The following is a 24,240-nucleotide window of genomic DNA, read 5'->3' as shown; positions in this document are numbered from 1 at the left end:
CGGGGGAGGGCGATGCCGTCGGCGGGCGGTGCGCCCTCCGAGCCCCGCCGCGCAGGTGAGCGGGTGGGTCGGCGAGCCGACGAGTTGGTGAAGAGAGTGCTTATCGTCAAGGAGACGACTATGATCGCCGCATGTCCTACGATCCGTCAGCCTTTCCGCCCTTCGCCGTCACCGTGGACCTGGTCGTGCTGACCGTGCGCCGCCATGCCCTGTGCGCGCTGGCGGTGCGCAGGGGCGAACCCCCGTTTCAGGGGCGTTGGGCGCTGCCGGGCGGTTTTGTGCGGGCCGACGAGGACCTCTCCCAGGCCGCGGCGCGTGAACTGGCGGAGGAGACCGGGCTGCGGGTGCACGACCCCGCTGCCCCCGCCCAGGCCGACGGCGCGCACCTGGAACAGCTCGCCACCTACGGCGATCCCGAGCGCGACCCCCGGATGCGTGTCGTCAGTGTCGCGCACCTCGCGCTCGCTCCGGACCTGCCCGCACCCAGGGCGGGCGGCGACGCCAGCAACGCACGTTGGGCCCCGGTCGAGGAACTGCTGCAACAGGCGGGGTACGGCAGAGGCGACGAGCCGGTGGTGCCTCTCGCCTTCGACCACACCCGGATCCTGGCGGACGGAGTGGAGCGCGCCCGCTCCAAGATCGAGTACTCGTCGCTGGCCACGGCCTTCTGTCCGCCCGAGTTCACCGTCGGTGAGCTGCGCCGCGTCTACGAGGCTGTGTGGGGGGTGGCGCTGGACCCGCGCAACTTCCACCGCAAGGTGACGGGAACACCGGGCTTTCTGGTTCCGACGGGCGGCACGACCACCCGGCAGGGCGGTCGCCCCGCTCAGCTCTTCCGAGCCGGTGGAGCCACCCTGCTCAATCCGCCGATGCTGCGCCCCGAGGTGTGACACAGGGGGGCACGGCACGCATCCCGCACGGCTGATTCCCCGTCCCCGGCAGGCCTGGTGATGCCCGAAAAACCCGATATGGCGCGCTATCTTGCTTCGGGTGATCCAGGCCTTCGGACTGACCAGCAACCCTCGCAAAGAGCTTCCGCCCGCCGTCGACGACGTCTCCTTCGAAGCACACGCAGGCCATGTCACCGCGTTGCTCGGAGCACCGGGCGCAGGCAAGACGACGGTGCTCAGACTCATGCTCGAACTCCAACCGGGCCGTGGGGTCACCTACTTCAGGGGCCGTCCCCTGCACCGCATCGGCCACCCGTCCCGTGAAGTCGGCGTGCTGCTGGGTGAAGTGCCGGGTCACCCCGCACGCACGGTCCGCGGACACCTGCGCATGCTGTGCGCCGCCGCGGGAGTCCCGGTCCGCCGGGCCGACGAAGTCCTCGAAGCCGTCGGGCTGGTGAGCCTGTGCGAGGAACGTCTCGGCACGCTCTCGCGCGGTATGGACCGACACCTCGGGCTGGCCTGCGCGCTGCTGGCGGACCCGCACACCCTCGTGCTCGACGAACCCGCCCGCGGGCTCTCCGCCGGTGAGAACCGCTGGCTCCACGGCATGCTCCGGGCCTACGCGGCCCGGGGCGGCACCGTCCTGAGTGCGACGGCCGACCCCAAGGAAGCGGCGCGCCTCGCGGACCGGGTGGTCACCCTCGAGCTGGGCCGGGTCGTGGCCGACCAGCCGGCCGCGGACTTCTCGCGTACCCGGCTTCGCCCCCGCGTCGCCGTCCGCACACCGCATGCCGCCCGTCTGTCCGCGCTGCTTGCCAAGGAGGCCCGTGCCGACCGGCGTTCCGTGGAGGTGGCTCAGGAGGGCGGCAACCGCATCTCCGTCTACGGCAGTACCTGTGCCGACGTGGGTGAGATCGCGTTCCGGAACGGCGTCGTCGTACACCAACTCGCGGACGAGGTAGGGGAGATGGGGCCCGGCGCGGGTGCGCCGCACGCCGAGCAGCCGTCGGCCCTCTCGGGCGAGCCGCCCTCCGCCGCCACGCCTACCCCTGCAGCCACGCCGCCCCCTGCCGTCGAGCCGCCCCCCGCCGTCGGACCGTCCTTTGACCCGCTGCCCTCCGCCGCCGAGAACTTGGCCGGGCCCCGCGCCGGTGGCGGAGACCGTCTCCCGGAGTCCTCGGTCGGTCTGCCGCCTCCCATCTCCGTCCGTCCCGCTCCCCGCCCCCTCCGTCCGGTGCGCTACGAGATCCGTCGGGTCACCGGCGTCGGTACCGGGTTTCTCGTCGGCGCCGTCGTGCTCGCGCTGTCCATGCTCACCGCGGTACTGCTGGCCCGCACCGGGCACACCCCGCAGCCGCGGCTGCTCGCAGCGTGGCCCAGGGAGTTGCCCCTGCCGCCCGCGGCCCTCGGGGCGGGGCTGCTCGGCGCGCTGGCCTCCGGCGACGAGTTCCGCCACCCCGCTCTGGCGGCGGACCGGGGCAGCGTGCCCCGGCGTCTGGGGCTGCTGACCGCGAAACTCCTCGTCGCCTCGGCCACCGCGCTGGTGCTGGCCGTGCTGACGATCGGGTGCGACGCCGAAGTGCTCTATCTCGTGTACGGGCGGGAGCTCGTCGAAGTCCCCGGCGACTGGTTCCCGCTCGGGGTGAGTTGGCTCGGACTCGCGATCGGGTGCGCCTGGACCGGGGTGCTGGCGGCGGGGGTCTTCCGGTCCACCACCGCCGGGCTCGCCGTGGTCGTCGCCGTGCCCCTCCTCGTCGTGCCCCTGGTGCGGGAGGCGGTGAGCGGGCCGTCGGTACGGAGCGCGGCGGGGTTGACGCTGCGGCTGCGTGAAATGTTCCCGTTCCAGTGGCCCTTCGGGAGCGAGCGGTACCTGGAGGGCGCGTTGCGGATGCTCGCCCAACCTGTGGGCGGCGCCCTGGCGCTGTCGCTGGTGGTGCTGCTCTGCGCGTATCTGCTCACATCCTTGCGGAACAGGGCCCGTTGACGACCGACCGTGACTCAATGGGTCCGTTCGTGCCGACAACTCCCCGGAGGGAGCCCACTTCTTTCCGATAAGGCGTCAATTGCGACGGGGTGAGCGATCACCCTTTCGTGTGCTTTTCACCAAACTCCTCAAGGGAGTTGGCAACAGCGCCGACAAAAGATGCGTGAGTACCCTTGCGCACACCATGATGACCACCGCCCGCTCCGCAGACTCCGGCCTCGCGAACCCGGGTGAAATCGACCGCTACCCCTATGCCGACACGCCCGTCGGCGGCCGTGCCGGGGCGCCTGCCTGGGACACCGAGTCCGAACTGGGCCGCACGGGCCGCCGCGCCGCGGGCAGCCGCGGACGCGGGCTGCACGGCCAACTCGTCCAGCAGCTGGGTCAGATGATCGTTTCGGGTGATCTGGGAGCCGACCGCCCCCTGGTTCCCGAGGAGATCGGCCAGCGTTTCGAGGTCTCCCGCACCGTCGTCCGTGAATCGCTCCGTGTCCTGGAGGCCAAGGGCCTGGTCAGCGCCCGCCCGAACGTCGGTACGCGCGTGCGCCCGGTCAGCGACTGGAATCTCCTCGATCCGGACATCATCGAGTGGCGGGCCTTCGGCCCCCAGCGGGACGACCAGCGCCGTGAGCTCTGCGAGCTGCGCTGGACGATCGAGCCGCTGGCCGCCCGCCTCGCCGCCGGGCACGGACGTGAGGACGTTCAGCAGCGTCTGTCCGACATGGTGGAGATCATGGGCCACGCGATGGGGCAGGGTGACGCGCTGACCTTCGCCCGGGCCGACTCCGAGTTCCATTCGCTGCTCATCCAGGTCGCCGGCAACCGCATGCTGGAGCACCTCTCCGGGATCGTGTCCGCCGCGCTGCAGGTCTCGGGTGGGCCGGCCACGGGCTGTGAGCGGCCCAACGAGACATCGCTCGCACACCACGGCCAGATCGTCGACGCCCTCGCCGGTGGTGACGGCGAGGCGGCCGAGGCCGCCATGAGCCAGCTGCTGATGGTCCACCCCGTGGTGCCCGCCCCGCGCGAGCACTGAAACCCCCGCGCACCGAACGCCCCCGCGCGAGCACTGACCGCGTTCCGGAGGCGGCCGGGTCCGGCGTGCCACCCCCCTCCTGTGGCAGCGTCCGATCGGCGAGCCGTCTCCTGCCGGACCCCGCGGGATCACCTTTGATCCCGCGGGGTCCTACAGTGGTGAAGGGGCCGTAAGGTCCGGCACCGTGCCGCTGTCACCCCGAGCGACCGTTTCTGTCCCGGTCTGATCGATTCTGGACACTTACGGGGTGTGACTCGGGCCACGCGGATTGGGCGTAACACTCCTGGAAAGAACGCGATGACCTAAGAGGTGGCAGTCGCGGAGGGAATACGGACGCCGTTCACGGCGCTGTGCACCTCCCCGGCTCCCGCCCGCACCGTCGGCCCATCCCCAAGTCGGCGGTCGGCTCCTGTCCGTCGTGGACGGGGCCGGAAGCCGTTATTCAACGTTCCGAGAGGTTGTTCGTGTCGGCCAGCACATCCCGTACGCTCCCGCCGGAGATCGCCGAATCCGTCTCTGTCATGGCGCTCATCGAGCGGGGAAAGGCTGAGGGGCAGATCGCCGGCGATGACGTGCGTCGGGCCTTCGAAGCTGACCAGATTCCGGCCACTCAGTGGAAGAACGTACTGCGCAGCCTCAACCAGATCCTCGAGGAAGAGGGTGTGACGCTGATGGTCAGTGCCGCGGAGCCCAAGCGCACCCGAAAGAGCGTCGCAGCGAAGAGTCCCGCCAAGCGCACCGCCACCAAGACGGTCGCGACGAAGGCGACGACCACCCGGAAGGCCAGCGCCTCAGCCACACCCGCCGCGGACGCCGTCGCCGAGGAGGAGGCGCCCGCCAAGAAGGCGGCCGCCAAGAAGACCACCGCCAAGAAGGCGGCCGCCAAGAAGACCACCGCCAAGAAGGCGGCCGCCAAGAAGACCGCGGCCAAGAAGGACGACATCGAGGCGACGGACGAAGAGTCCGTCGAGGAGACCAAGGCGACGGAGGAGCCGGAGGGCACGGAGAGCGCCGGTTTCGTCCTGTCCGACGAGGACGAGGACGACGCGCCCGCCCAGCAGGTCGCTGCCGCCGGTGCCACCGCCGACCCGGTCAAGGACTACCTCAAGCAGATCGGCAAGGTGCCCCTGCTCAACGCCGAGCAGGAGGTCGAGCTCGCCAAGCGGATCGAAGCCGGTCTGTTCGCCGAGGACAAGCTGGCCAACTCCGACAAGCTGGCACCGAAGCTCAAGCGCGAGCTGGAGATCATCGCCGAGGACGGGCGCCGTGCCAAGAACCACCTCCTGGAGGCCAACCTCCGTCTGGTGGTCTCCCTGGCCAAGCGCTACACCGGCCGCGGCATGCTCTTCCTGGACCTCATCCAGGAGGGCAACCTCGGTCTGATCCGCGCGGTGGAGAAGTTCGACTACACCAAGGGCTACAAGTTCTCCACCTATGCCACCTGGTGGATCCGTCAGGCGATCACCCGCGCGATGGCCGACCAGGCCCGCACCATCCGTATCCCGGTGCACATGGTCGAGGTCATCAACAAGCTCGCGCGCGTGCAGCGCCAGATGCTCCAGGACCTGGGCCGTGAGCCCACCCCGGAGGAGCTGGCCAAGGAACTCGACATGACCCCGGAAAAGGTCATCGAGGTCCAGAAGTACGGTCGCGAGCCCATCTCCCTGCACACCCCGCTGGGCGAGGACGGCGACAGCGAGTTCGGCGACCTCATCGAGGACTCCGAGGCGGTCGTCCCGGCCGACGCGGTCAGCTTCACGCTTCTGCAGGAGCAGCTGCACTCCGTCCTGGACACCCTGTCCGAGCGCGAGGCGGGCGTCGTCTCCATGCGCTTCGGTCTCACCGACGGTCAGCCGAAGACCCTCGACGAGATCGGCAAGGTGTACGGCGTCACACGCGAGCGCATCCGCCAGATCGAGTCCAAGACCATGTCGAAGCTGCGCCATCCGTCCCGTTCCCAGGTGCTGCGCGACTACCTCGACTAGGTCGCCCAGGCCGCCCGGACGGTCGTCGCGCCCGGGCGGGCAGCCGGGGAAGGCCGTCCGCCCGGGCGTCGAGCCACGTGTCCGCTGAGGCCCGGTCCCGTTCTCGGGACCGGGCCTCAGCGGTGTTCCGAGGGTGCGTGGTGCGACGAGCTGGATCACTCTGGGTGTCCCATCAACGCCCCAGTGTGAGGAGTGCGCATGCGTCGTCGCCTAGCTCGGATTCTGGCCCGACCACTGGCCCTCGCCGCCGCAGCGACCGCGATACCGCTGGCAGCGGCCGCTCCGGCGGCTCCAGCGGTCCCGGGCGGTGTCGTCGTCGGAGGATTCCCGGTCGATGTCTCCGAGAGTCCGTGGACGGTGGCACTGGCCAGCCGTGACCGGTTCGGAGGTACCCGGGCGGGACAGTTCTGCGGCGGTGTGGCCGTCGGCCGGACCACCGTGCTCACCGCTGCCCACTGCATGGACAAGGAGATCCTGGGGGCTGCGCCGGACCGGGTGCCCGACCTCAGGGTGATCTCGGGCCGTACGGACCTGCTCTCGGACCGGGGGGAGGAGATAGCCGTCCGGAAGACCTGGGTGAACCCGGACTACGACCCGGCCAGCAACTCCGGCGACTTCGCCGTACTCACCCTGGCCGCAGCGCTGCCCTCGGAGTCGGTCATAGGCATGGCCGCCGCGGGTGACCCCGGGTACCAGGTCGGCACGGCCGCGACCGTCTACGGCTGGGGCGACACCACGGGCGCCGGTTCCTTCGCCGGCAGCCTGCACGCGGCACGTGTGCGCGTCCTGCGCGACGCCCTGTGCGAGAACGCGTACCCGGGTGGTGACGAAGGCGAGTACCGCACGGGGGCCATGCTGTGCGCCGGTGAGAAGGCCGGCGGGCCGGACGCCTGCCAGGGGGACAGCGGGGGGCCGCTGGTGGCCCGGGGACGGCTGATAGGCCTGGTGTCCTGGGGGAGCGGCTGCGGCTGGGAGGGCCGCCCGGGGGTCTACACGCGTGTGTCCGAGGTCGTGCGGACTCTCGGCTGAGCGTCGGCATGAAGGTCGTGAACATGACAATCCTGAAAAGGCGCCCCAAGGCGCCTGGAAGGCCCTGAGGCCGGCCCCGGACGGCTCGCGGGGAGCGGTCCTCGGGTGCTTACCGGGTGCTCCTCGCGATACTTCTCGTGTACAGGGAGGGCGGCCGCTTCCGTTTCGGGGACGGCCGCCCTCCCTGCCGACCCGTGAGGGGCCGGCCCGTCGTGGTGCGCGAGGCGTCAGCGCTCTTCCTCGGCGGCACTCGCCGAAGGCGAGGTGAGCCGCTCCGTCTCGTCCTGTATCTCGGCGGCGATCTTCTTGAGTTCCGGCTCGAACTTGCGGCCGTGGTGGGCGCAGAAGAGCAGTTCTCCGCCGCTCAGCAGGACGACGCGCAGGTATGCCTGGGCGCCGCAGCGGTCGCAGCGATCGGCGGCCGTCAGCGGGCTCGCGGGGGTCAGAACAGTAGTCACGTCGCCTCTTCTCTAGCTCGACGAGCTGTCGTACCAGGGTCAACATCCAACCAGCCCCAAAACGTTCCCGCTCGTGGCTTCTTCTCGAAAAATTCTTTCCGAGGTGGCTGGGTGTTGCCGGTTGGGGGCGAATGTGCCGTATCGCGTGGCTGTGTCGTCGTACGGATTCGCGTCGGATCGGTGGTGGTCGGCCCTCCCGGCTGGGTTGCCGGTTGTTCTTGAGGACGTGCCCGGAGCCTAAATGGTTCATGCCTGGAAGGGAACGTGATGTGTGCTTCACTCCATCGAGAGATCGAACAGGTATACGACTCTCGACTAGTCTACGTTTCAGACGAGGGTGGCGTTACAACGGCTCTACCAGGCCTCGGTACCCTCTCACCGGTGACAAGTGACGTGCCCTTACCCGTGAGGGCCCCATCTGAAATTCAGCGAGGAGCGAACCGCGTGACCGCCGAGACGTCCGTGCCGTCCACAGCGCTGCTGGCAGGAGCAGACCGGGACGGTTCCAACTACACCGCGCGGCACCTGCTCGTCCTCGAGGGGCTCGAGGCCGTGCGGAAACGCCCCGGGATGTACATCGGATCGACCGACAGCCGCGGTCTGATGCACTGCTTGTGGGAGATCATCGACAACTCGGTGGACGAGGCCCTCGGGGGCCACTGCGACCACATCGAGGTGGTCCTCCACGACGACGGCTCGGTGGAGGTCCGGGACAACGGCCGCGGCATCCCGGTCGACGTGGAACCCAAGACCGGCCTCTCCGGCGTCGAGGTCGTCATGACCAAGCTGCACGCCGGCGGCAAGTTCGGCGGCGGCTCGTACGCCGCGTCCGGCGGACTGCACGGTGTCGGCGCATCCGTCGTCAACGCGCTGTCCGCGCGGCTGGACGTCGAGGTGGACCGCGGCGGGCACACCCACGCGATCAGCTTCCGCCGTGGGGTCCCCGGCGCCTTCGCCGCCGCGGGCCCCGACGCGAAGTTCGAAGCCGGGAGCGGACTGCGCAAGGCCAAGAAGATCCCCAAGACCCGCAGCGGCACCCGCGTGCGCTACTGGGCCGACCGCCAGATCTTCCTCAAGGACGCCAGGCTCACCCTGGAGACCCTGCACCAGCGTGCCCGCCAGACCGCTTTCCTGGTGCCCGGCCTGACCATCGTCGTCCGTGACGAGTACGGGCTCGGCGACGGCGACAGCAAAGGCGAGGAGTCCTTCCGCTTCGACGGCGGCATCAGCGAGTTCTGCGAGTTCCTGGCCACCGACAAGGCCGTCTGCGACACCCTCCGTTTCACGGGCCAGGGCACCTTCAAGGAGACGGTCCCGGTTCTGGACGAGCACGGCCAGATGACACCCACCGAGATGACCCGTGAACTCGGTGTCGACGTCGCGATGCGCTGGGGGACCGGCTACGACACGACGCTCCGGTCGTTCGTCAACATCATCGCCACCCCCAAGGGGGGCACCCATGTCGCCGGTTTCGAGCAGGCCGTCGCCAAGACCGTGAACGAGGTGCTGCGCACGAAGAAGCTGCTGCGCGTGGCCGAGGACGACATCGTCAAGGACGACGCCCTGGAGGGCCTCACGGCCGTCGTCACCGTCCGCCTGGCCGAGCCGCAGTTCGAGGGCCAGACCAAGGAGGTCCTCGGCACCTCGGCGGCCCGCCGCATCGTGAACACGGTGATCTCCCGGGAGCTCAAGGCCTTCCTGACCTCCACCAAGCGCGACGACGCCCAGCAGGCCCGGGTCGTCCTGGAGAAGGCCGTCGCCGCGGCCCGTACCCGTATCGCCGCCCGCCAGCACAAGGACGCCCAGCGCCGCAAGACCGCGTTGGAAACCTCCTCCCTGCCCGCGAAGCTGGCCGACTGCCGCAGCGACGACGTCGAGCGCAGTGAGCTGTTCATCGTCGAGGGGGACTCCGCGCTCGGTACGGCCAAGCTCGCCCGGAACTCCGAGTTCCAGGCGCTGCTGCCGATCCGCGGCAAGATCCTCAACGTTCAGAAGTCGTCCGTGACGGACATGCTGAAGAACGCGGAGTGCGGTGCGATCATCCAGGTCATAGGGGCTGGATCGGGGCGGACCTTCGACATCGACGCGGCCCGCTACGGCAAGATCATCATGATGACCGACGCCGATGTGGACGGCTCCCACATCCGCACCCTGCTCCTGACGCTGTTCCACCGCTACATGCGGCCCATGGTCGAGTCCGGCCGGGTGTTCGCCGCGGTGCCCCCGCTGCACCGCATCGAACTCGTCCAGCCCAAGAAGGGGCAGGAGAAGTACGTCTACACGTACTCGGACCGCGAACTGCGCGACAAGCTGATGGACTTCCAGGCCAAGGGCATCCGCTACAAGGACTCGATCCAGCGCTACAAGGGCCTCGGTGAGATGGACGCCGACCAGCTGGCCGAGACCACCATGGACCCGCGCCACCGCACCCTGCGCCGGATCAACCTCACCGATCTGGAGTCCGCCGAGCAGATCTTCGATCTGCTCATGGGCAACGACGTCGCTCCGCGCAAGGAGTTCATCTCCAACTCGGCGGCGACGCTCGACCGGTCGCGCATCGACGCGTAGCGGGCACACCATCACCTGATGGGGTGAAGTGGAACGGGAAGAAGAGTCGGGGATCTTCCCGTTCTGTCCATCCTTGGGCATGCAGCAAAGCAATGATCGTCCCCACCCGGGTGGAGGCGGTCCCGCAGACGTGGGGTACGACGATCCCTGGTACGACGCCCTCGCCTCGGGCTGGGGTGAGTCGGCCGGCACCGGAGTGCCGACGGCGGTGCACCCGGCGCTTCCGGCGGTGAGGCCGACGGAGGAACCGGCGGCACGCCGGCAGGAGGGGGCCGCGTCCGCGGCCGACGTGTACCTCCAGGTGCAGCGCAGCGCGGCGTTCCAGGAAGTGCGCAGCCGCTACCGGAGGTTCGTGGTCCCGGCGGTCTTCGTCTTCTGCGCCTGGTACGTGGCGTACGTCGTCACCGCCACGGCCGCGCCGGACCTCATGGCCCGACCGGTGGCCGGCGCCGTGAACGTGGGGCTGCTCGCCGGGCTCGGCCAGTTCCTGACCACCTTCCTGCTCACCTGGGCCTACACCCGGCACGCGCGGCTGCGCAGGGACCGGGCAGCGTTGGAACTCCGTTGGGACACCCAGGAGTTGGCGCGGGAGCGAGGCGGTGTCTCGTGACGGAGGATCACCAGGCGCTGGCGCTGCTGCTGTTCAGCGCGTTCGTCGCGGTCACACTGGGGATCACCACCTGGGTGAGCCGCCGGCGGCAGGGATCGGCCGAGGAGTTCTACGCCGGTGGCCGGCTCTTCTCACCGATGGAGAATGGTTTTGCCATCGCGGGCGACTACATGTCGGCCGCCTCCTTCCTCGGCATCTCCGGACTGATCGCGCTCTTCGGCTACGACGGGATGCTGTACTCGGTGGGCTTCCTGGTGGCCTGGCTCGTGGTCCTGTTCCTGGTCGCGGAACTGGTGCGCAACTGCGGGCGGTTCACCCTCGCCGACGTGGTGGCGGCACGGATGCGGGAACGGCCCGTGCGTATCGCCGCGGGAACTTCGTCGGTCACCGTGTCCGTTCTGTACCTGGTGGCGCAGATGGTGGGTGCGGGCAGCCTGGTCGCACTGCTGCTCGGCGGCCGGAGCGAGGCGGCGCAGGCCTGGACCGTGGTCGGGGTCGGCGCGCTCATGGTGGTCTACGTCTCGATGGGAGGGATGCGGGCCACCACCTGGATCCAGATCGTCAAGGCGGTCCTGCTGCTCGGCGGCACCATCGCGCTGACCGTCCTCGTCCTGCTCCGGTTCCACGGCGACTTCAACCGCCTGCTGCTCACGGCGGCCGAGCGCAGTGGTCACGGGGAGGCGTTCCTGGCCCCCGGGCTCGCCTACGGCGGGGACTGGACCTCCCGGTTCGACTTCGTCAGTCTGGGGCTCGCCCTGGTGCTGGGTACGGCGGGGCTGCCGCACATCCTGTCCCGCTTCTACACCGTCCCGACCGCGCGGGCGGCACGGCGCTCGGTCGTCTGGTCGATCGGGCTCATCGGCGGGTTCTACCTGATGACGATCGTCCTCGGGTTCGGCGCGGCCGCCGTCGTCGGACCGGATGCCGTGCGCGGGTCCAACGCGGCCGGAAACACGGCGGTCCCCCTGCTGGCGCTCGACCTCGGCGGCGGCGCCGACTCCACCGGTGGAACAGTGCTGTTCGCGATCGTCGCAGCGGTCGCCTTCGCCACGATCCTCGCCGTCGTCGCCGGGATCACGCTCGCCTCCTCGGCGTCCGTCGCCCACGACCTGTACGCGTCCCTGCGCCGTCGCGGGAAGCCGCACAGTGAGGTGGCCGTGGCCCGGGTGGCCGCCGTCGGCATCGGCGTGCTCGCGATCGCGCTCGGCCTGCTGGCCCGTGACCTCAACGTCGCCTTCCTCGTCGGGCTGGCCTTCGCCGTGGCCGCCTCCTCCAACCTGCCCGTGCTGCTCTACTCCCTGTTCTGGCGGGGGTTCACCACCAGTGGTGCCGTGTGGGCCGTCTACGGCGGCCTGGTCCCGGCCGTGGTGCTGGTGCTGCTGTCGCCGGTGGTCTCCGGCAGCCCCGATTCCCTGTTCCCCGGTGTCGATTTCCAGCTCTTCCCGCTCCAGAACCCCGGCCTGGTCTCCATCCCGCTGGGCTTCCTGGCGGGCTGGCTCGGCACGGTCACCTCGGCCGAGGCCCCCGACGAGGCCAAGCACGCGGAGACCGAGGTGCGGTCGCTGACCGGCGCGGGGGCGGTGTGACGCCCGGGCGCCGGGGGCTCCCGCGCCCTCAGGTGCGGCCCGCCCACACGTAACGGTGCTCCGGGCGGCCCGCGTCGCCGTACTTGAGGGTCAGCGTGGCCCGCCCCGTGCGCTCCAAGAGCTTGAGATAGCGCTGCGCGGTCTGGCGGCTCACCCCTGTGCGGTCGGCGAGTTCCTGGGCCGACAGCGGGCCGTCGGCGTTCATCAGGTTCTGGCGTACCAGTTCCGCGGTGGTGGGGGAGTGCCCCTTGGGCAGGCCGGGCTCCGCCGACGCCGACGCCGAGGCCGACGGGATGCTGAAGATGCGGTCCACTTCGGCCTGTTCCGCCTCGCCGCCGCCGTCCAGGGTGCGGCGCAGTTCCGCGTAGGCCTCCAGCTTGGTGCGCAGCCCGGCGAAGGCGAACGGCTTGACCAGGTACTGCAGTACGCCCTGCCGCATCGCCGCCTGCACGGTGGACACGTCGCGCGCCGCCGTCACCATGATCACGTCGGTCTGGTGGCCGCGCCCGCGCATCTCCTGGACGATTTCGAGGCCCGTCCGGTCGGGCAGACAGTGGTCCAGGAGCACCAGATCCAGCCGGGGGAGCGTCTCCAGCAGGGTGAGCGCCTCGGCCGCACTGTGCGCCTGGCCGGCCACGTGGAAACCGGGCACCTTCTCGACGTAGGCGGCGTTGACGTGTGCGACCCGGACGTCGTCGTCCACGACCAGGACCTCGATCATCATGGCTCCTCCTTGATGGTCTGCGGGGCGGCCAGCGGGACGGACACGGGGACGGACGCCCCGGTGAGGGCTGCCTGCGGGCCCGGCTCGGTCAGTGCCTCGGGCAGGATCACGGTGAACTCCGCTCCCCCGCCGTCCGCCTCGTCCACGGTCGCGGTGCCACCCTGGCGTTCGGCGAGCCGGCGGACGAGGGAGAGCCCGATGCCCCGCTCGCGGTGGTCCGGCGGCTTCTTGGTGGACCAACCCTCAGTGAAGATCAACTCGCGTTGCTCCGCGGGAATTCCAGGCCCGGTGTCGCGTACGCCGAGCACCGCCGTACGTCCCTCGGCGCGCAGTTCGACCTCCACGCGCGCGTGCGGTGCGCCCGCGACGGCGTCGAGCGCGTTGTCCACCAGGTTCCCGACGACGGTGACCAGGCCCCTGGGGTCGATCAGCCGGTCCGGCAGCCGGGTCCGGTCCGAGATCCACAGGGCCACGCCCCGCTCGGCCGCGACCGTCGCCTTGCCCACCAGCAGGGCGGCGAGCAGCGGGTCGCGGATCTTCTCGGTGACCTGCTCCGCCGTCGCCCGGTGATCGCCGACGACCTCGCCGACGAACTCCACGGCGTCGTCGTACATCTCGAGTTCGAGCAGCCCGAGCAGGGTGTGCATGCGGTTGGCGTGTTCGTGGTCCTGGGCGCGCAGCGCGTCGATCAGCCCGCGCGTGGAGTCCAGTTCCCGGCCGAGCCGGTCCAGCTCCGTACGGTCGCGGAGGGTGGCCACGGCGCCGCCGTCGCCGGTCGGCATACGGTTGGCGACCAGGACGCGCTGCCCGCGGACGGTGAGCAGGTCGGTGCCGGTCACCCGGCCGGCCAGCACGTCGGCCGTCCGGCCGGTGCCGAGCGCCTCGTCGGGGGAGCGGCCCACGGCCTCGTCACCGAGGTCCAGCAGGCGCCGGGCCTCGTCGTTGAGGAGGCGGACACGGCCGGTGGGGTCGAGGGCGACGACGCCCTCCCGGATGCCGTGCAGCATCGCCTCGCGTTCCGCGAGCAGCGCCGCGATGTCGGAGAAGGCCAGGTCCCTGGTCTGCCGCTGCACCCGCCGGGAGACGAGCCAGGCCGCGAGCGCGCCCACGGCCAGCGCCCCGCCCGCGTACGCGAAGAGCCCCGGGATCGCGTGGATCAGCCGGGCCCGGACACTGTCGTAGGCGATGCCGACCGAGACCGCCCCGATGATCTCGCCGTCGTCGTCGCGCAGCGGGACCTTGCCGCGTGCGGAGCGCCCCAGCGTGCCGTTGTCGATCTCCATGACCTCACGCCCCGCCAGGGCCTCGCCGGGATCGGTCGAGACCGGGGCGCCGATCCTGCGGGGGTCGGTGTGCGACCAGCGCACGCCCCGGCGGTCCAGCACCACCACGTACTCGGCGCCGGTGGCCTTCCGGATCCGTTCCGCCTCCTGCTGCACCGGTCCGTCCGGCGTGGGCGACGTGCTCCGCAGGTCCCGCGCGACCTGTGACTGCTGGGCGGTGGTCTGGGCGATGGCAAGCGCGCGGCGCATCGCCTGGTCGTCCAGCTGGGCACCGAGCGGCGCCAGGAACAGCCCGGTCGCGAGCACCGCGACTCCCGCGGCGATCGCCAACTGCATCAGCAGGACCTGCGAGAAGACCCGCCGGGGCAGGCCGAGGCGCAGGCGGCGGGTGAGGGGGGTGGTACGCATGTCCATGACGGTACGTGGGCGGGCACCGGGGCTGCGCGGATGTGGCGCGGATCGCCTCGCACCTGCGAGGAGGGGCCGCTGCCCCCGCGAGGAGGGGCCGTCGCCCCTGCGAGGAGGGGCCGTCGTCCGTGAACGATCGCGCGCGGCCGGTCAGCTCGCGAGTGCCGTCACGGTCACCTCGCGCACCGCCACCACGTCCATCCGCGCGGGTGAGCCCAGCACCGACGTGCCACAGCTCTCCGCGCGGGGCGGCAGGGACGCGCCCTGCGCCACCTCCACCCGCCATCGACGCCCGTCGACGTGCGCGACGAGCACCTGCCAGCGTGGTGCCGCGCCGTCCGTCCGTACGACGGTCAGTGCCTCGGCGGCGTACTCGCCCACCTCGGTACGCACGGCCAGCTCGGCCGCCTGGCCGGGGCGCTCCCAGGCGGAGCTCCCGCGGCACCCCTCCACGACGATCCGGCCCTCCCGCGCGCCGTGCAGCGCCTCCTTGACGGCATGCGCCCCGGCCCTGCCGTACGCGTAGCCGTGGGGCAGCACGAGCACCGTCGGCGCGAACCGGTGTCCGCCCAGATGGGTGACCTCCCAGACGTCCTGGACCCCGGAGGCGGTGAGTTCGGCCGCCAGGGGCCGTCCGAGGAGCGCGCAGCAGCGATCGCGTTTGCCGTTGGTGCAGACGAGGGCGAGCGGGTCCCCGCCGTGCGGCCGTCCGCCGAGCGCCGCGTCGAAGGTGTCGCTCTGCCCCTTGCCGAGAGCGGCGAAGTCGAGGTCGAGCAGCCGCTCGGGGTCCGTGGTCGCGGCGGCGTGCAGCCACGTGTTGCCCGGAACGGTGTGGGCCGCGTACACCCGGCGGGTGGCGGGCGTCCGGGGGTCCGCGTGTCGTCCCGGGTGCCGGATGAGGGCGATCCGCACTCCGGTGCCCTTCGTGGCGGCCTCCAGGGCGCGGCCCAGAGCGGGGTCGAGGTGGCTCGACGTGAGAGCCTTGGCGCCCCACGGGCCGGGCTGCTCCAGCAGGAGCCAGGTCCTAGCGATGGCCGCGGTTCCCGCGACGGGCTCGTCGAGCTCGCGGGACACGGTTGAGCACGTACTCACAGAGGTGAGCCTAACCTGAGCTGTTCCGAGGTGGCTTTCCGGCTCACGGGTACCCCGTTCCGGCAGCGGCAGAGCAGGGGGCGGCCGGCCGCGCATATCCTGGCGGGTCAGTCGGTTCGCGGACACGGCCCGAGGCGCGAGCCGGTGTGCGCGAGGGTGTGAGAGGGGTCGCGGAGTGGAGCGCAGCAGCGGTCGGCAGATTCCCGTCGTCGTCCTGGCCGGGTTTCTCGGATCCGGAAAGACCACCCTGCTCAACCACCTCCTCCACCACAGCGGCGGCAGCCGTATCGGGGCCGTCGTCAACGACTTCGGTGCCATCGAGATCGACGCCATGGCCGTGGCCGGCGCGCTCGGCGACTCGACCCTCTCGCTCGGAAACGGGTGTCTGTGCTGCGCCGTCGACGGCAGTGAGCTGGACGTCTATCTCGAGCGGCTGGCACGGCCGTCCGCCGGGATCGACGTCATCGTCATCGAGGCCAGCGGTCTCGCCGAGCCGCAGGAGCTCGTACGGATGGTGCTCGCCAGCGAGCACCCCGGCATCGTGTACGGCGGGCTCGTCGAGGTCGTGGACGCCGCCGAGTTCGCGCGGACACGCGCCAGGCACCCCGAGATCGACCGGCATCTGGGCCTGGCCGATCTGGTAGTGGTGAACAAACTCGACCGGGCGGCGGACGCGGAGCGCGTGCTCGACGTCGTGCGGTCGCTCGTCGACCGCGCCGCCGTCGTTCCCGCCACGCACGGCCGTGTCGATCCGGAGTTCCTCTTCGACTGCAGGCCCAGTGAGGAACGCGTCGGGCAGCTCTCCTTCGACGACCTGCCCCGGCACGGGCCCGCCGACGCCGACGAGCACACCGGGCACCTGCACGCCGCGTACGACAGCCTGTCCTTCGTCTCCGCCGCGTCCCTCGACCCCCGGCGGCTGATCCGGTTCCTCGACAGCCGGCCGGAGGGGCTCTACCGGATCAAGGGGTACCTCGACTTCGGGCCGTACGACACCGGGAACCGGTACGCCGTGCACGCCGTCGGCCGGTTCCTGCGGTTCTACCCGGAAGCCTGGCCGGCCGGCGCGGAGCGGCTGACGCAGCTGGTGCTCATCGGGACCGGCATCGACGCCGTCACGCTCCGCAAGGAGCTGGAGGCCTGCGTCGCCGACGTCCCGCACGCCGACGAGCAGGGCATGTGGGGCGTTCTGCGCTATGTGCAGGAGCCCGACGACCAGCGGGGTTAGGACACCCCGCCGGTGCCGGTCGGCGGGGTCAGGCCGGTCCCGCCACCACCGCCACCGTCTTCGGCATGGGCACTCCCGAGCCGTCGCGGCGCGGGTCGGGTTCCGGCAGGTCGACCGGAGCGCCGTTCTTCTGCGAAGCGCGGGCCGGAGCGGGACCGGCCCAGGCCAGGGACAGGCAGTCCTCGCCCTTGAGGAACCGCTGGCAGCGCACCCCGCCGGTGGCCCGGCCCTTGCGCGGATACTGGTCGAGCGGGGTCAGCTTGGCCGTCGTCTGGACGGAGTCGTCCAGCGTGCCGCGTGAGCCCGCGACCGTGAACACCACCGCGTCCACCGCCGGATCGACCGCCGTGAAGACGATGACCTTCGCGCCTTCCGCGAGCTTGATGCCCGCCATACCGCCGGCGGGGCGGCCCTGCGGACGGACCTGCGCGGCCTGATAACGCAGCAGTTGAGCGTCGTCCGTGATGAAGACCAGGTCCTCCTCACCCGTGCGCAGTTCGACGGCGCCGACGATCCGGTCGCCCTCCTTGAGGGTGATGACCTCCAGCTCCTCCTTGTTGGAGGGGTAGTCGGGCACCACCCGCTTGACGACGCCCTGCTCCGTACCGAGAGCGAGGCCCGGCGACGACTCGTCGAGCGTCGTCAGACAGACCACCCGCTCGCCGTCCTCCAGGGAGACGAACTCCGAAATCGGCGCCCCACCCGAGAGGTTCGGGGTCGGCATCGACTCCGGCAGCTGTGGGAGGTCGATGACGTTCACCCGCAGCAGGCGCCCCGCCGAGGTGACCACCCCCACCTCGCCGCGGGCCGTGGCCGGTACCGCCGAGACGATCAAGTCGTGCTTGACCCGCTTGGCGTGCGCGCCCTCGGGGAACGGCTCCGCGTTCGCCGTACGGGCGAGCAGGCCCGTGTCGGACAGCAGCACCCGGCACGGGTCGTCCGCCACCTGAAGCGGCACGGCGGCGACCGGGGCGGCGGACGCGTCCAGCAGGACCGTGCGGCGGTCGTTGCCGAACTTCTTGGCCACCGCGGCCAGTTCGGCCGAGACCAGCTTGCGCAGCTCCGCGTCCGACTCCAGGATGCGGGTCAGCTCCTCGATCTCCTTGTTCAACCGCTCCTGCTCCGCCTCCAGTTCGATGCGGTCGAACTTGGTGAGACGGCGCAGGGGGGTGTCCAGGATGTACTGCGTCTGGATGTCGCTCAGGGAGAAGCGCTCCATCAGACGCTGCTTCGCCTGCGCGGAGTTCTCGCTGGAGCGGATGAGGCGGATGACCTCGTCGATGTCCACCAGGGCGGTGAGCAGGCCCTCGACCAGGTGCAGACGGTCGCGCCGCTTGCCGCGGCGGAACTCCGAGCGGCGGCGTACGACCTCGAAGCGGTGGTCGAGATAGACCTCGAGCAGCTCCTTGAGGCCCAGGGTGAGCGGCTGGCCGTCCACCAGGGCCACGTTGTTGATGCCGAAGGACTCCTCCATGGGCGTCAGCTTGTAGAGCTGCTCCAGGACCGCCTCCGGCACGAAGCCGTTCTTGATCTCGACGACCAGGCGCAGACCGTGCGCGCGGTCGGTGAGGTCCTTGACGTCGGCGATGCCCAGGAGCTTCTTCGAGCCGACCAGGTCCTTGATCTTGGAGATCACCTTCTCCGGGCCGACCGTGAACGGCAACTCGGTGATGACCAGGCCCTTCCTGCGGGCCGTCACGTCCTCCACGGTGACCGTCGCGCGGATCTTGAAGGTGCCGCGGCCCTTCTCGTACGCGTCCCGGATGCCCGGGAGGCCGACGATCCTGCCGCCCGTCGGCAGGTCGGGGCCCGGCACATGGCGCATCAGGGCGTCGAGATCGGCGTTCGGATGCCGGATCAGGTGCCGGGCGGCCGCGATCACCTCGCGGAGGTTGTGCGGCGGCATGTTGGTGGCCATGCCGACCGCGATGCCCGACGCCCCGTTGACCAGGAGGTTCGGGAACGCGGCGGGCAGGGTCACCGGCTCCTGCTCCTGGCCGTCGTAGTTGGGCGCGAAGTCGACCGTGTCCTCGTCGATGGACTCGGTCATCAGGCTCGTGGCCTCGGTCATCCGGCTCTCGGTGTACCGCATGGCGGCCGGCGGGTCGTCGTTGCCCAGGGAGCCGAAGTTGCCGTGGCCGTCGACCAGCGGGACCCGCATGGAGAAGGGCTGCGCCATGCGCACCAGGGCGTCGTAGATCGACGCGTCGCCGTGGGGGTGCAGCTTGCCCATGACCTCGCCGACCACGCGCGCGCACTTCACATAGCCGCGGTCGGGGCGCAGGCCCATCTCGTTCATCTGGTAGACGATGCGGCGGTGCACCGGCTTCATGCCGTCGCGCGCGTCCGGCAGGGCGCGGGAGTAGATGACCGAGTACGCGTACTCGAGAAAGGAGCCCTGCATCTCGTCGACGACGTCGATGTCGAGGATCCGCTCCTCGTACGAGTCGTCGGGCGGCGGGGTCTTCGTGCTGCGGCGGGCCATCGCTGCCGGCTCCTTGCTGAAGCGTGGGACGGTATCTGACGCGGACCATTGTGGACCGCCGCACCGACAACCGGGACCAGGACCCCGCCGCGGCCCCTCGTCGGGGGCCGGGGCCGGTGGCGCAAGCAGAGTACGCGCACGTGCCGTCGGCGCCGCGAGCGGGCCGGGGCCTCGGCCGGCGGAGGGGCGCGGCGCCGAGGGAGACCCCACACGCCACACGGGCCACGTCCGTGCCCTCCCGCCCCACCCGGAACCCGCGGTTCTCGCTCTGGGCGAACCCGGTCCCCGTCCGGGAACTCCATCGGTGCCCCGGACGCTTGCATACAGTGGCAGGACCGGCACAAACGGCGGATGCGACGACCGCCTCCGCGATCGAAGGGACGTACATGCCCATGGGTCACACGGCCACAGCCCAGGCAGGCTCCGGCGGCCTGACAGCGACCGAGCACCGTTTGGCCAACGGCCTGCGCGTGGTGCTCTCCGAGGACCACCTGACCCCTGTCGCGGCGGTGTGCCTCTGGTACGACGTCGGCTCGCGCCACGAGGTCAAGGGACGCACCGGCCTGGCTCACCTTTTCGAGCACCTGATGTTCCAGGGCTCCGGGCAGGTGAAGGGCAACGGTCACTTCGAGCTGGTCCAGGGCGCCGGAGGCTCGCTCAACGGCACCACCAGCTTCGAGCGGACCAACTACTTCGAGACCATGCCGGCCCACCAGTTGGAGCTCGCCCTCTGGCTCGAGGCCGACCGCATGGGCTCCCTGCTGGCCGCCCTGGACGAGGAGTCCATGGAGAACCAGCGGGACGTCGTCAAGAACGAGCGCCGCCAGCGCTACGACAACGTCCCCTACGGCACGGCCTTCGAGAAGCTGACCGCCCTCGCCTTCCCGGACGGCCACCCGTACCACCACACGCCCATCGGCTCGATGGCGGACCTGGACGCGGCCACCCTGGAGGACGCCCGCGCCTTCTTCCGCACGTACTACGCGCCGAACAACGCCGTGCTCTCCGTCGTCGGTGACATCGACCCGGAGCAGACGCTCGCCTGGATCGAGAAGTACTTCGGCTCCATCCCCTCCCACGACGGCAAGCCCGAGCCCCGCGACGGCTCGCTGCCCGAGACCATCGGCGAGGAGCTGCGTGAGCTCGTCGAGGAGGAGGTCCCCGCGCGTGCGCTGATGGCCGCCTACCGGCTGCCCGAGGACGGCACGCGCGCGAGCGACGCCGCGGACCTGGCGCTCACCGTCCTCGGCGGCGGCGAGTCCTCCCGGCTCTACAACCGGCTGGTGCGCCGGGACCGCACGGCCGTGGCGGCCGGATTCGGTCTGCTCCGGCTGGCCGGGGCGCCCTCCCTGGGCTGGCTGGACGTGAAGGCGTCCGGCGATGTGGAGGTGCCGGTCATCGAGGCGGCGATCGACGAGGAGCTCACCCGGTTCGCCGAGGAGGGCCCCACGGCCGAGGAGATGGAGCGCGCCCAGGCCCAGTTGGAGCGCGAGTGGCTGGACCGGCTCAGCACCGTCGCCGGCCGGGCCGACGAACTGTGCCGGTACGCCGTCCTGTTCGGCGACCCGCAGCTCGCCCTCACCGCCGTCGGGCGCATCCTCGACGTGACCGCCGAGGACGTCCGGGAGGTCGCCGAGGCCCGTCTGCGCCCGGACAACCGCGCGGTGCTCGTCTACGAGCCCGTCGCCCCCGAAGCCGGGGAGTCCGAAGAAGCAGCGGCCGCCGGCACCGAAGAAGCCGCGGCCGCCGGCACCGACGAGAACGAGGAGACGGCGAAGTGACCGAGCTTGCCACGATGGACTTCCACCCCCAGCCGCAGGCGGGCGAGGCCAAGCCCTGGGCCTTCCCGGCCCCCGAGCGCACCACGCTCGGCAACGGTCTGACCGTCCTGCGCTGCCACCGTCCCGGCCAGCAGATCGTCGCGGTCGAGGTGCTGCTCGACGCGCCCCTGGAGGCCGAGCCCGAGGGTCTCGACGGGGTCGCCACGATCATGGCGAGGGCGTTCTCCGAGGGCACCGACAAACACTCCGCCGAGGAGTTCGCCGCCGAACTGGAGCGCTGCGGCGCCACCCTGGACGCCTACGCCGACCACCCCGGCGTGCGCCTGAGCCTCGAGGTGCCGGCCTCCCGGCTCGCCAAGGGGCTCGGGCTGCTCGCCGACGCCCTCAGGGCGCCCGCGTTCGCCGACAGCGAGGTCGAACGCCTCGTCCGCAACCGTCTCGACGAGATCCCGCACGAGCTGGCCAACCCCTCCCGCCGTGCCGCCAAGGAACTCTCCAAGGAGCTGTTCCCGGCGACCTCGCGGATGTCCCGCCCGCGGCAGGGCACCGAGGAGACGGTGGCCGGCATCGACTCGTCGGCCGTACGCGCCTTCCACGAGAAGCACGTCCGCCCCGCGACCGCCACCGCGGTGGTCGTCGGTGACCTCACCGGCATCGACCTGGACGAGCTGCTCGGTGACACCCTCGGTTCCTGGACCGGGTCGGCCGCCGAGCCGCGGCCCGTTCCGCCGATCGTCGCCGACGACACCGGCCGGGTCGTGATCGTGGACCGCCCCGGCGCCGTGCAGACGCAGCTGCTGATCGGCCGGGTCGGCGCGGACCGGCACGACAGCGTGTGGCCCGCGCAGGTGCTCGGCACCTACTGCCTCGGCGGCACCCTCACCTCCCGCCTGGACCGCGTCCTGCGCGAGGAGAAGGGCTACACCTACGGCGTACGGTCGTTCGGCCAGGTCCTGAGGTCCGCGCCCCCTTCTTCCTCCGGAGGGGCCACGGGCGCGGCCATGCTCGCCATCAGCGGCTCCGTCGACACCCCGAACACCGGACCCGCGCTCGAGGACCTGTGGACGGTGCTGCGCACGCTCGCCGCGGAGGGCCTCACCGACGCCGAGCGTGACGTCGCCGTGCAGAACCTGGTGGGGGTCGCGCCGCTCAAGTACGAGACCGCCTCGGCCGTCGCCGGCACCCTGGCCGACCAGGTGGAGCAGCACCTGGCCGACGACTACCAGGCCGAGCTGTACCGCCGGCTCGCCACCACCGGCACCGTGGAGGCCACCGCGGCCGTGGTGAACGCCTTCCCGGTGGACCGCCTGGTGACCGTCCTGGTCGGCGACGCGGCACAGATCAAGGCGTCCGTCGAGGCGCTCGGCATCGGTGCGGTCACGGTCGTGCCCGCGGAGTAGCCGGCGCACGCGAGCGGAGCGCACGCGTGCAGGGGCCCTGGTGGCACGAAAGTCACCAGGGCCCGCCTATGCCCGGATTGGGGTGGAGAGGTCCTGTCTGCCCTGTGGGATGCGCTACAGAAGGCGGGATCCGTTTGGGAATTGAAGGATGCCCCGTTTAGCGTCATCCGGGCTGTTCGTCGGGCAGTGCGCCGCGCCCGCGGCACCGGACAGCCATCGCCGAGTCCCCGCACGGCGCGAGCCAGGGGAGCCGGGGACCCGGTCGTGCAGTCCCTGGGGTGAATCGGACGCCCGCGCCTGTCGCGAGGGGGCCCGTAGGAGACCTTCCTGCTCCGAACCCTCCCCCAGTGCCTGAACGGCCTGGGGGGGACCCCCATCGCTGACCCGGTAGGCGGTAGGGAAGGAAAGGACCACCCACTGCATGGCGTTCACACGCGCCACCGGGAAGCACCGTCGTCCCGGTCGCATGCACCGCGGCACCGCCAGGGCGGCGGGCATCGCGGCCCTCACCTCCACCGGCGTGGTCGGCTCCCTCGCGACCCCGGCGCTCGCCGCCGGACCCGCCGCGCAGCAGACCGGCCTGACCCCCGTCGTCGCCATCGGTGACGAGGTCGCCGCCCGGATCGACGCCCAGGCGGCCGCCCAGCACGAGGCCGCGCGGGAAGCGGCCCAGGCCGCCGCGCGGGAGGCCGCGGAGGAGGCCGCGCGGGAGAGGGCGGCGGAGGCGGCCGAGGAGGCCCGCGAAGCCGAGGAGCGTGCCGCGCGGGAGGCCGAGCGCAAGCGTCTCGACACCTTCGTGTCCCCGATCGCGGGTTCCTACGTCTCGACCGGTTACCTGTCCGGCGGAGCCGTCTGGTCCTCCGGCAGCCACACCGGTGTCGACTTCCACGCCGCGAGCGGCACCCCCGTGCTCTCGGTCGGCACGGGCACCGTCGTGGAGGCCGGCTGGGGCGGTGCCTACGGCAACCAGGTCGTCATCAAGATGCACGACGGCACCCACACCCAGTACGGCCACCTGTCGGCCGTCGCCGTCTCGGTGGGACAGCAGGTCACCCCGGGACAGCGGATCGGCTTCTCCGGTGCCACCGGCAACGTCACCGGCGCGCATCTGCACTTCGAGGCCCGTACGACCGCCGAGTACGGCTCCGACATCGACCCGGTCGCCTACCTGCGCGCGCACGGCGTGAACCTCTGACCCGAGACAGCTCCGGCCCGAGGCACGAGCCCTGACGCCCCGGCTCGACTCCTGAGCCGGGGCTCTCCGCGTGCCGAGCGGCCGGATGGCCACGGGCGCGGCGTCTTTCCCGAAAGGACGGAGCCGCGCCGCCCGGAAAGGGCGACGCGGCTCCACTTGCTGCCGGAGAAGCCGAAGAGCCTGTCAGACGGTCTCGGGGAGCTCCTCGAGACCCTCGGAGACCAGCTTCGCCAGACGGTCCAGGGCGGCGTCGGCGCCCTCGGCGTCGGAGGCGAGGACGATCTCCTCGCCGCCCTGGGCGCCCAGGCCCAGAACGGCCAGCATGGAGGCCGCGTTGACGGGGTTGCCGTCAGCTTTGGCGATCGTCACCGGGACGCCTGCGGCCGTGGCGGCTCGGACGAAGATGGAGGCGGGACGGGCGTGGAGGCCCTCGGCCCAGCCGACGTTGACGCGGCGCTCAGCCATGTGTTGCTGCCCTTCGGTGTTCAGGTTGTCTAG

General features: G+C 71.2%; 18 protein-coding genes. 12 read left to right on the top strand and 6 right to left on the bottom strand.

Features of this window, described 5'->3' with window-relative positions; genetic code table 11:
- The first annotated feature begins 131 nt into the window (after window positions 1-131).
- From JL475_RS12805 to JL475_RS12785, 5 genes are all read left to right on the top strand, one after another.
- Entirely contained in the window at window positions 132-890 is a 759-nt protein-coding gene (locus JL475_RS12805; protein WP_202277709.1) for an NUDIX domain-containing protein, read from the top strand.
- A 100-nt stretch (window positions 891-990) separates the two neighbouring features.
- Window positions 991-2,874, top strand: a complete 1,884-nt coding sequence (locus JL475_RS12800; protein ID WP_202277708.1) for an ATP-binding cassette domain-containing protein — start codon at window positions 991-993, stop codon at window positions 2,872-2,874.
- Window positions 2,875-3,037: 163 nt separating this feature from the next.
- Window positions 3,038-3,910 (top strand): FadR/GntR family transcriptional regulator, encoded by an 873-nt coding sequence (locus tag JL475_RS12795; RefSeq protein WP_202277707.1) that lies wholly within the window; start codon window positions 3,038-3,040, stop codon window positions 3,908-3,910.
- 464 nt (window positions 3,911-4,374) lie between these two features.
- Window positions 4,375-5,895, top strand: coding sequence for an RNA polymerase sigma factor (locus tag JL475_RS12790; RefSeq protein WP_202277706.1), 1,521 nt, complete (start codon window positions 4,375-4,377; stop codon window positions 5,893-5,895).
- A 198-nt stretch (window positions 5,896-6,093) separates the two neighbouring features.
- The gene (locus JL475_RS12785; protein WP_202277705.1) at window positions 6,094-6,924 is read left to right on the top strand and encodes a trypsin-like serine protease; all 831 of its coding nucleotides are present in this window, start codon (window positions 6,094-6,096) and stop codon (window positions 6,922-6,924) included.
- Window positions 6,925-7,151: 227 nt separating this feature from the next.
- On the opposite strand, the gene JL475_RS12780 is transcribed toward JL475_RS12785, so the two are convergent.
- On the bottom strand, window positions 7,152-7,382 hold the full coding sequence (locus JL475_RS12780) for a hypothetical protein (protein ID WP_109380133.1): 231 nt from the start codon (window positions 7,380-7,382) through the stop codon (window positions 7,152-7,154).
- Window positions 7,383-7,826: 444 nt separating this feature from the next.
- On the opposite strand from JL475_RS12780, the gene JL475_RS12775 reads away from it, so the two are divergent.
- The 3 genes from JL475_RS12775 to JL475_RS12765 all read left to right on the top strand — a co-directional run bounded on the left by JL475_RS12775 (window position 7,827) and on the right by JL475_RS12765 (window position 12,146).
- On the top strand, window positions 7,827-9,950 hold the full coding sequence (locus tag JL475_RS12775) for a type IIA DNA topoisomerase subunit B (RefSeq protein WP_202277704.1): 2,124 nt from the start codon (window positions 7,827-7,829) through the stop codon (window positions 9,948-9,950).
- Between the two features lie 79 nt (window positions 9,951-10,029).
- Window positions 10,030-10,560, top strand: a complete 531-nt coding sequence (locus tag JL475_RS12770) for a DUF485 domain-containing protein (RefSeq protein ID WP_202277703.1) — start codon at window positions 10,030-10,032, stop codon at window positions 10,558-10,560.
- Window positions 10,557-12,146, top strand: a complete 1,590-nt coding sequence (locus JL475_RS12765) for a cation acetate symporter (RefSeq protein ID WP_202277702.1) — start codon at window positions 10,557-10,559, stop codon at window positions 12,144-12,146. The genes JL475_RS12770 and JL475_RS12765 overlap by 4 nt, the downstream gene beginning before the upstream one ends.
- A 28-nt stretch (window positions 12,147-12,174) precedes the next feature.
- Here the strand turns inward: JL475_RS12765 and JL475_RS12760 are convergent, their stop codons facing one another.
- The 3 genes from JL475_RS12760 to JL475_RS12750 form a co-directional block, all read right to left on the bottom strand.
- Window positions 12,175-12,867, bottom strand: coding sequence for a response regulator (locus JL475_RS12760; RefSeq protein WP_202277763.1), 693 nt, complete (start codon window positions 12,865-12,867; stop codon window positions 12,175-12,177).
- Window positions 12,867-14,561: a sensor histidine kinase gene (locus JL475_RS12755; RefSeq protein WP_202277701.1), complete on the bottom strand. Its 1,695-nt coding sequence runs from the start codon at window positions 14,559-14,561 to the stop codon at window positions 12,867-12,869. Before JL475_RS12755 ends, JL475_RS12760 begins: the two co-directional genes overlap by 1 nt.
- Before the next feature lie 150 nt (window positions 14,562-14,711).
- Window positions 14,712-15,653 carry a sucrase ferredoxin gene (locus tag JL475_RS12750; RefSeq protein WP_202277700.1) on the bottom strand — a complete coding sequence of 314 codons (942 nt, stop codon included), beginning with the start codon at window positions 15,651-15,653 and terminating at the stop codon, window positions 14,712-14,714.
- Window positions 15,654-15,828: 175 nt separating this feature from the next.
- Between JL475_RS12750 and JL475_RS12745 the strand changes: the two genes are divergently transcribed.
- Window positions 15,829-16,881, top strand: coding sequence for a GTP-binding protein (locus JL475_RS12745; protein WP_202277699.1), 1,053 nt, complete (start codon window positions 15,829-15,831; stop codon window positions 16,879-16,881).
- A gap of 28 nt (window positions 16,882-16,909) precedes the next feature.
- Here JL475_RS12745 and JL475_RS12740 read toward each other — a convergent pair whose 3' ends face one another.
- Window positions 16,910-19,366 carry a DNA topoisomerase (ATP-hydrolyzing) subunit A gene (locus tag JL475_RS12740; protein ID WP_202277698.1) on the bottom strand — a complete coding sequence of 819 codons (2,457 nt, stop codon included), beginning with the start codon at window positions 19,364-19,366 and terminating at the stop codon, window positions 16,910-16,912.
- Window positions 19,367-19,758: 392 nt separating this feature from the next.
- Between JL475_RS12740 and JL475_RS12735 the strand changes: the two genes are divergently transcribed.
- The 3 genes from JL475_RS12735 (at window position 19,759) to JL475_RS12725 (ending at window position 23,742) form a co-directional block, all read left to right on the top strand.
- A complete protein-coding gene (locus JL475_RS12735) occupies window positions 19,759-21,147 on the top strand; it encodes a pitrilysin family protein (RefSeq protein WP_237406956.1) in 1,389 nt (462 codons plus the stop codon).
- Window positions 21,144-22,547 (top strand): pitrilysin family protein, encoded by a 1,404-nt coding sequence (locus JL475_RS12730; protein WP_202277696.1) that lies wholly within the window; start codon window positions 21,144-21,146, stop codon window positions 22,545-22,547. The genes JL475_RS12735 and JL475_RS12730 overlap by 4 nt, the downstream gene beginning before the upstream one ends.
- Before the next feature lie 421 nt (window positions 22,548-22,968).
- Window positions 22,969-23,742 (top strand): M23 family metallopeptidase, encoded by a 774-nt coding sequence (locus JL475_RS12725; protein ID WP_202277695.1) that lies wholly within the window; start codon window positions 22,969-22,971, stop codon window positions 23,740-23,742.
- 183 nt (window positions 23,743-23,925) lie between these two features.
- Here the strand turns inward: JL475_RS12725 and JL475_RS12720 are convergent, their stop codons facing one another.
- Window positions 23,926-24,207 (bottom strand): HPr family phosphocarrier protein, encoded by a 282-nt coding sequence (locus JL475_RS12720; RefSeq protein WP_003993478.1) that lies wholly within the window; start codon window positions 24,205-24,207, stop codon window positions 23,926-23,928.
- Between the last annotated feature and the right edge of the window lie 33 nt (window positions 24,208-24,240).

It is taken from the genome of Streptomyces sp. M2CJ-2 (assembly GCF_016757295.1).
Lineage (GTDB): Bacteria > Actinomycetota > Actinomycetes > Streptomycetales > Streptomycetaceae > Streptomyces.
Note: the sequence above shows the minus strand (reverse complement) of the source record. Positions and strands in the feature narration are given on the sequence as shown.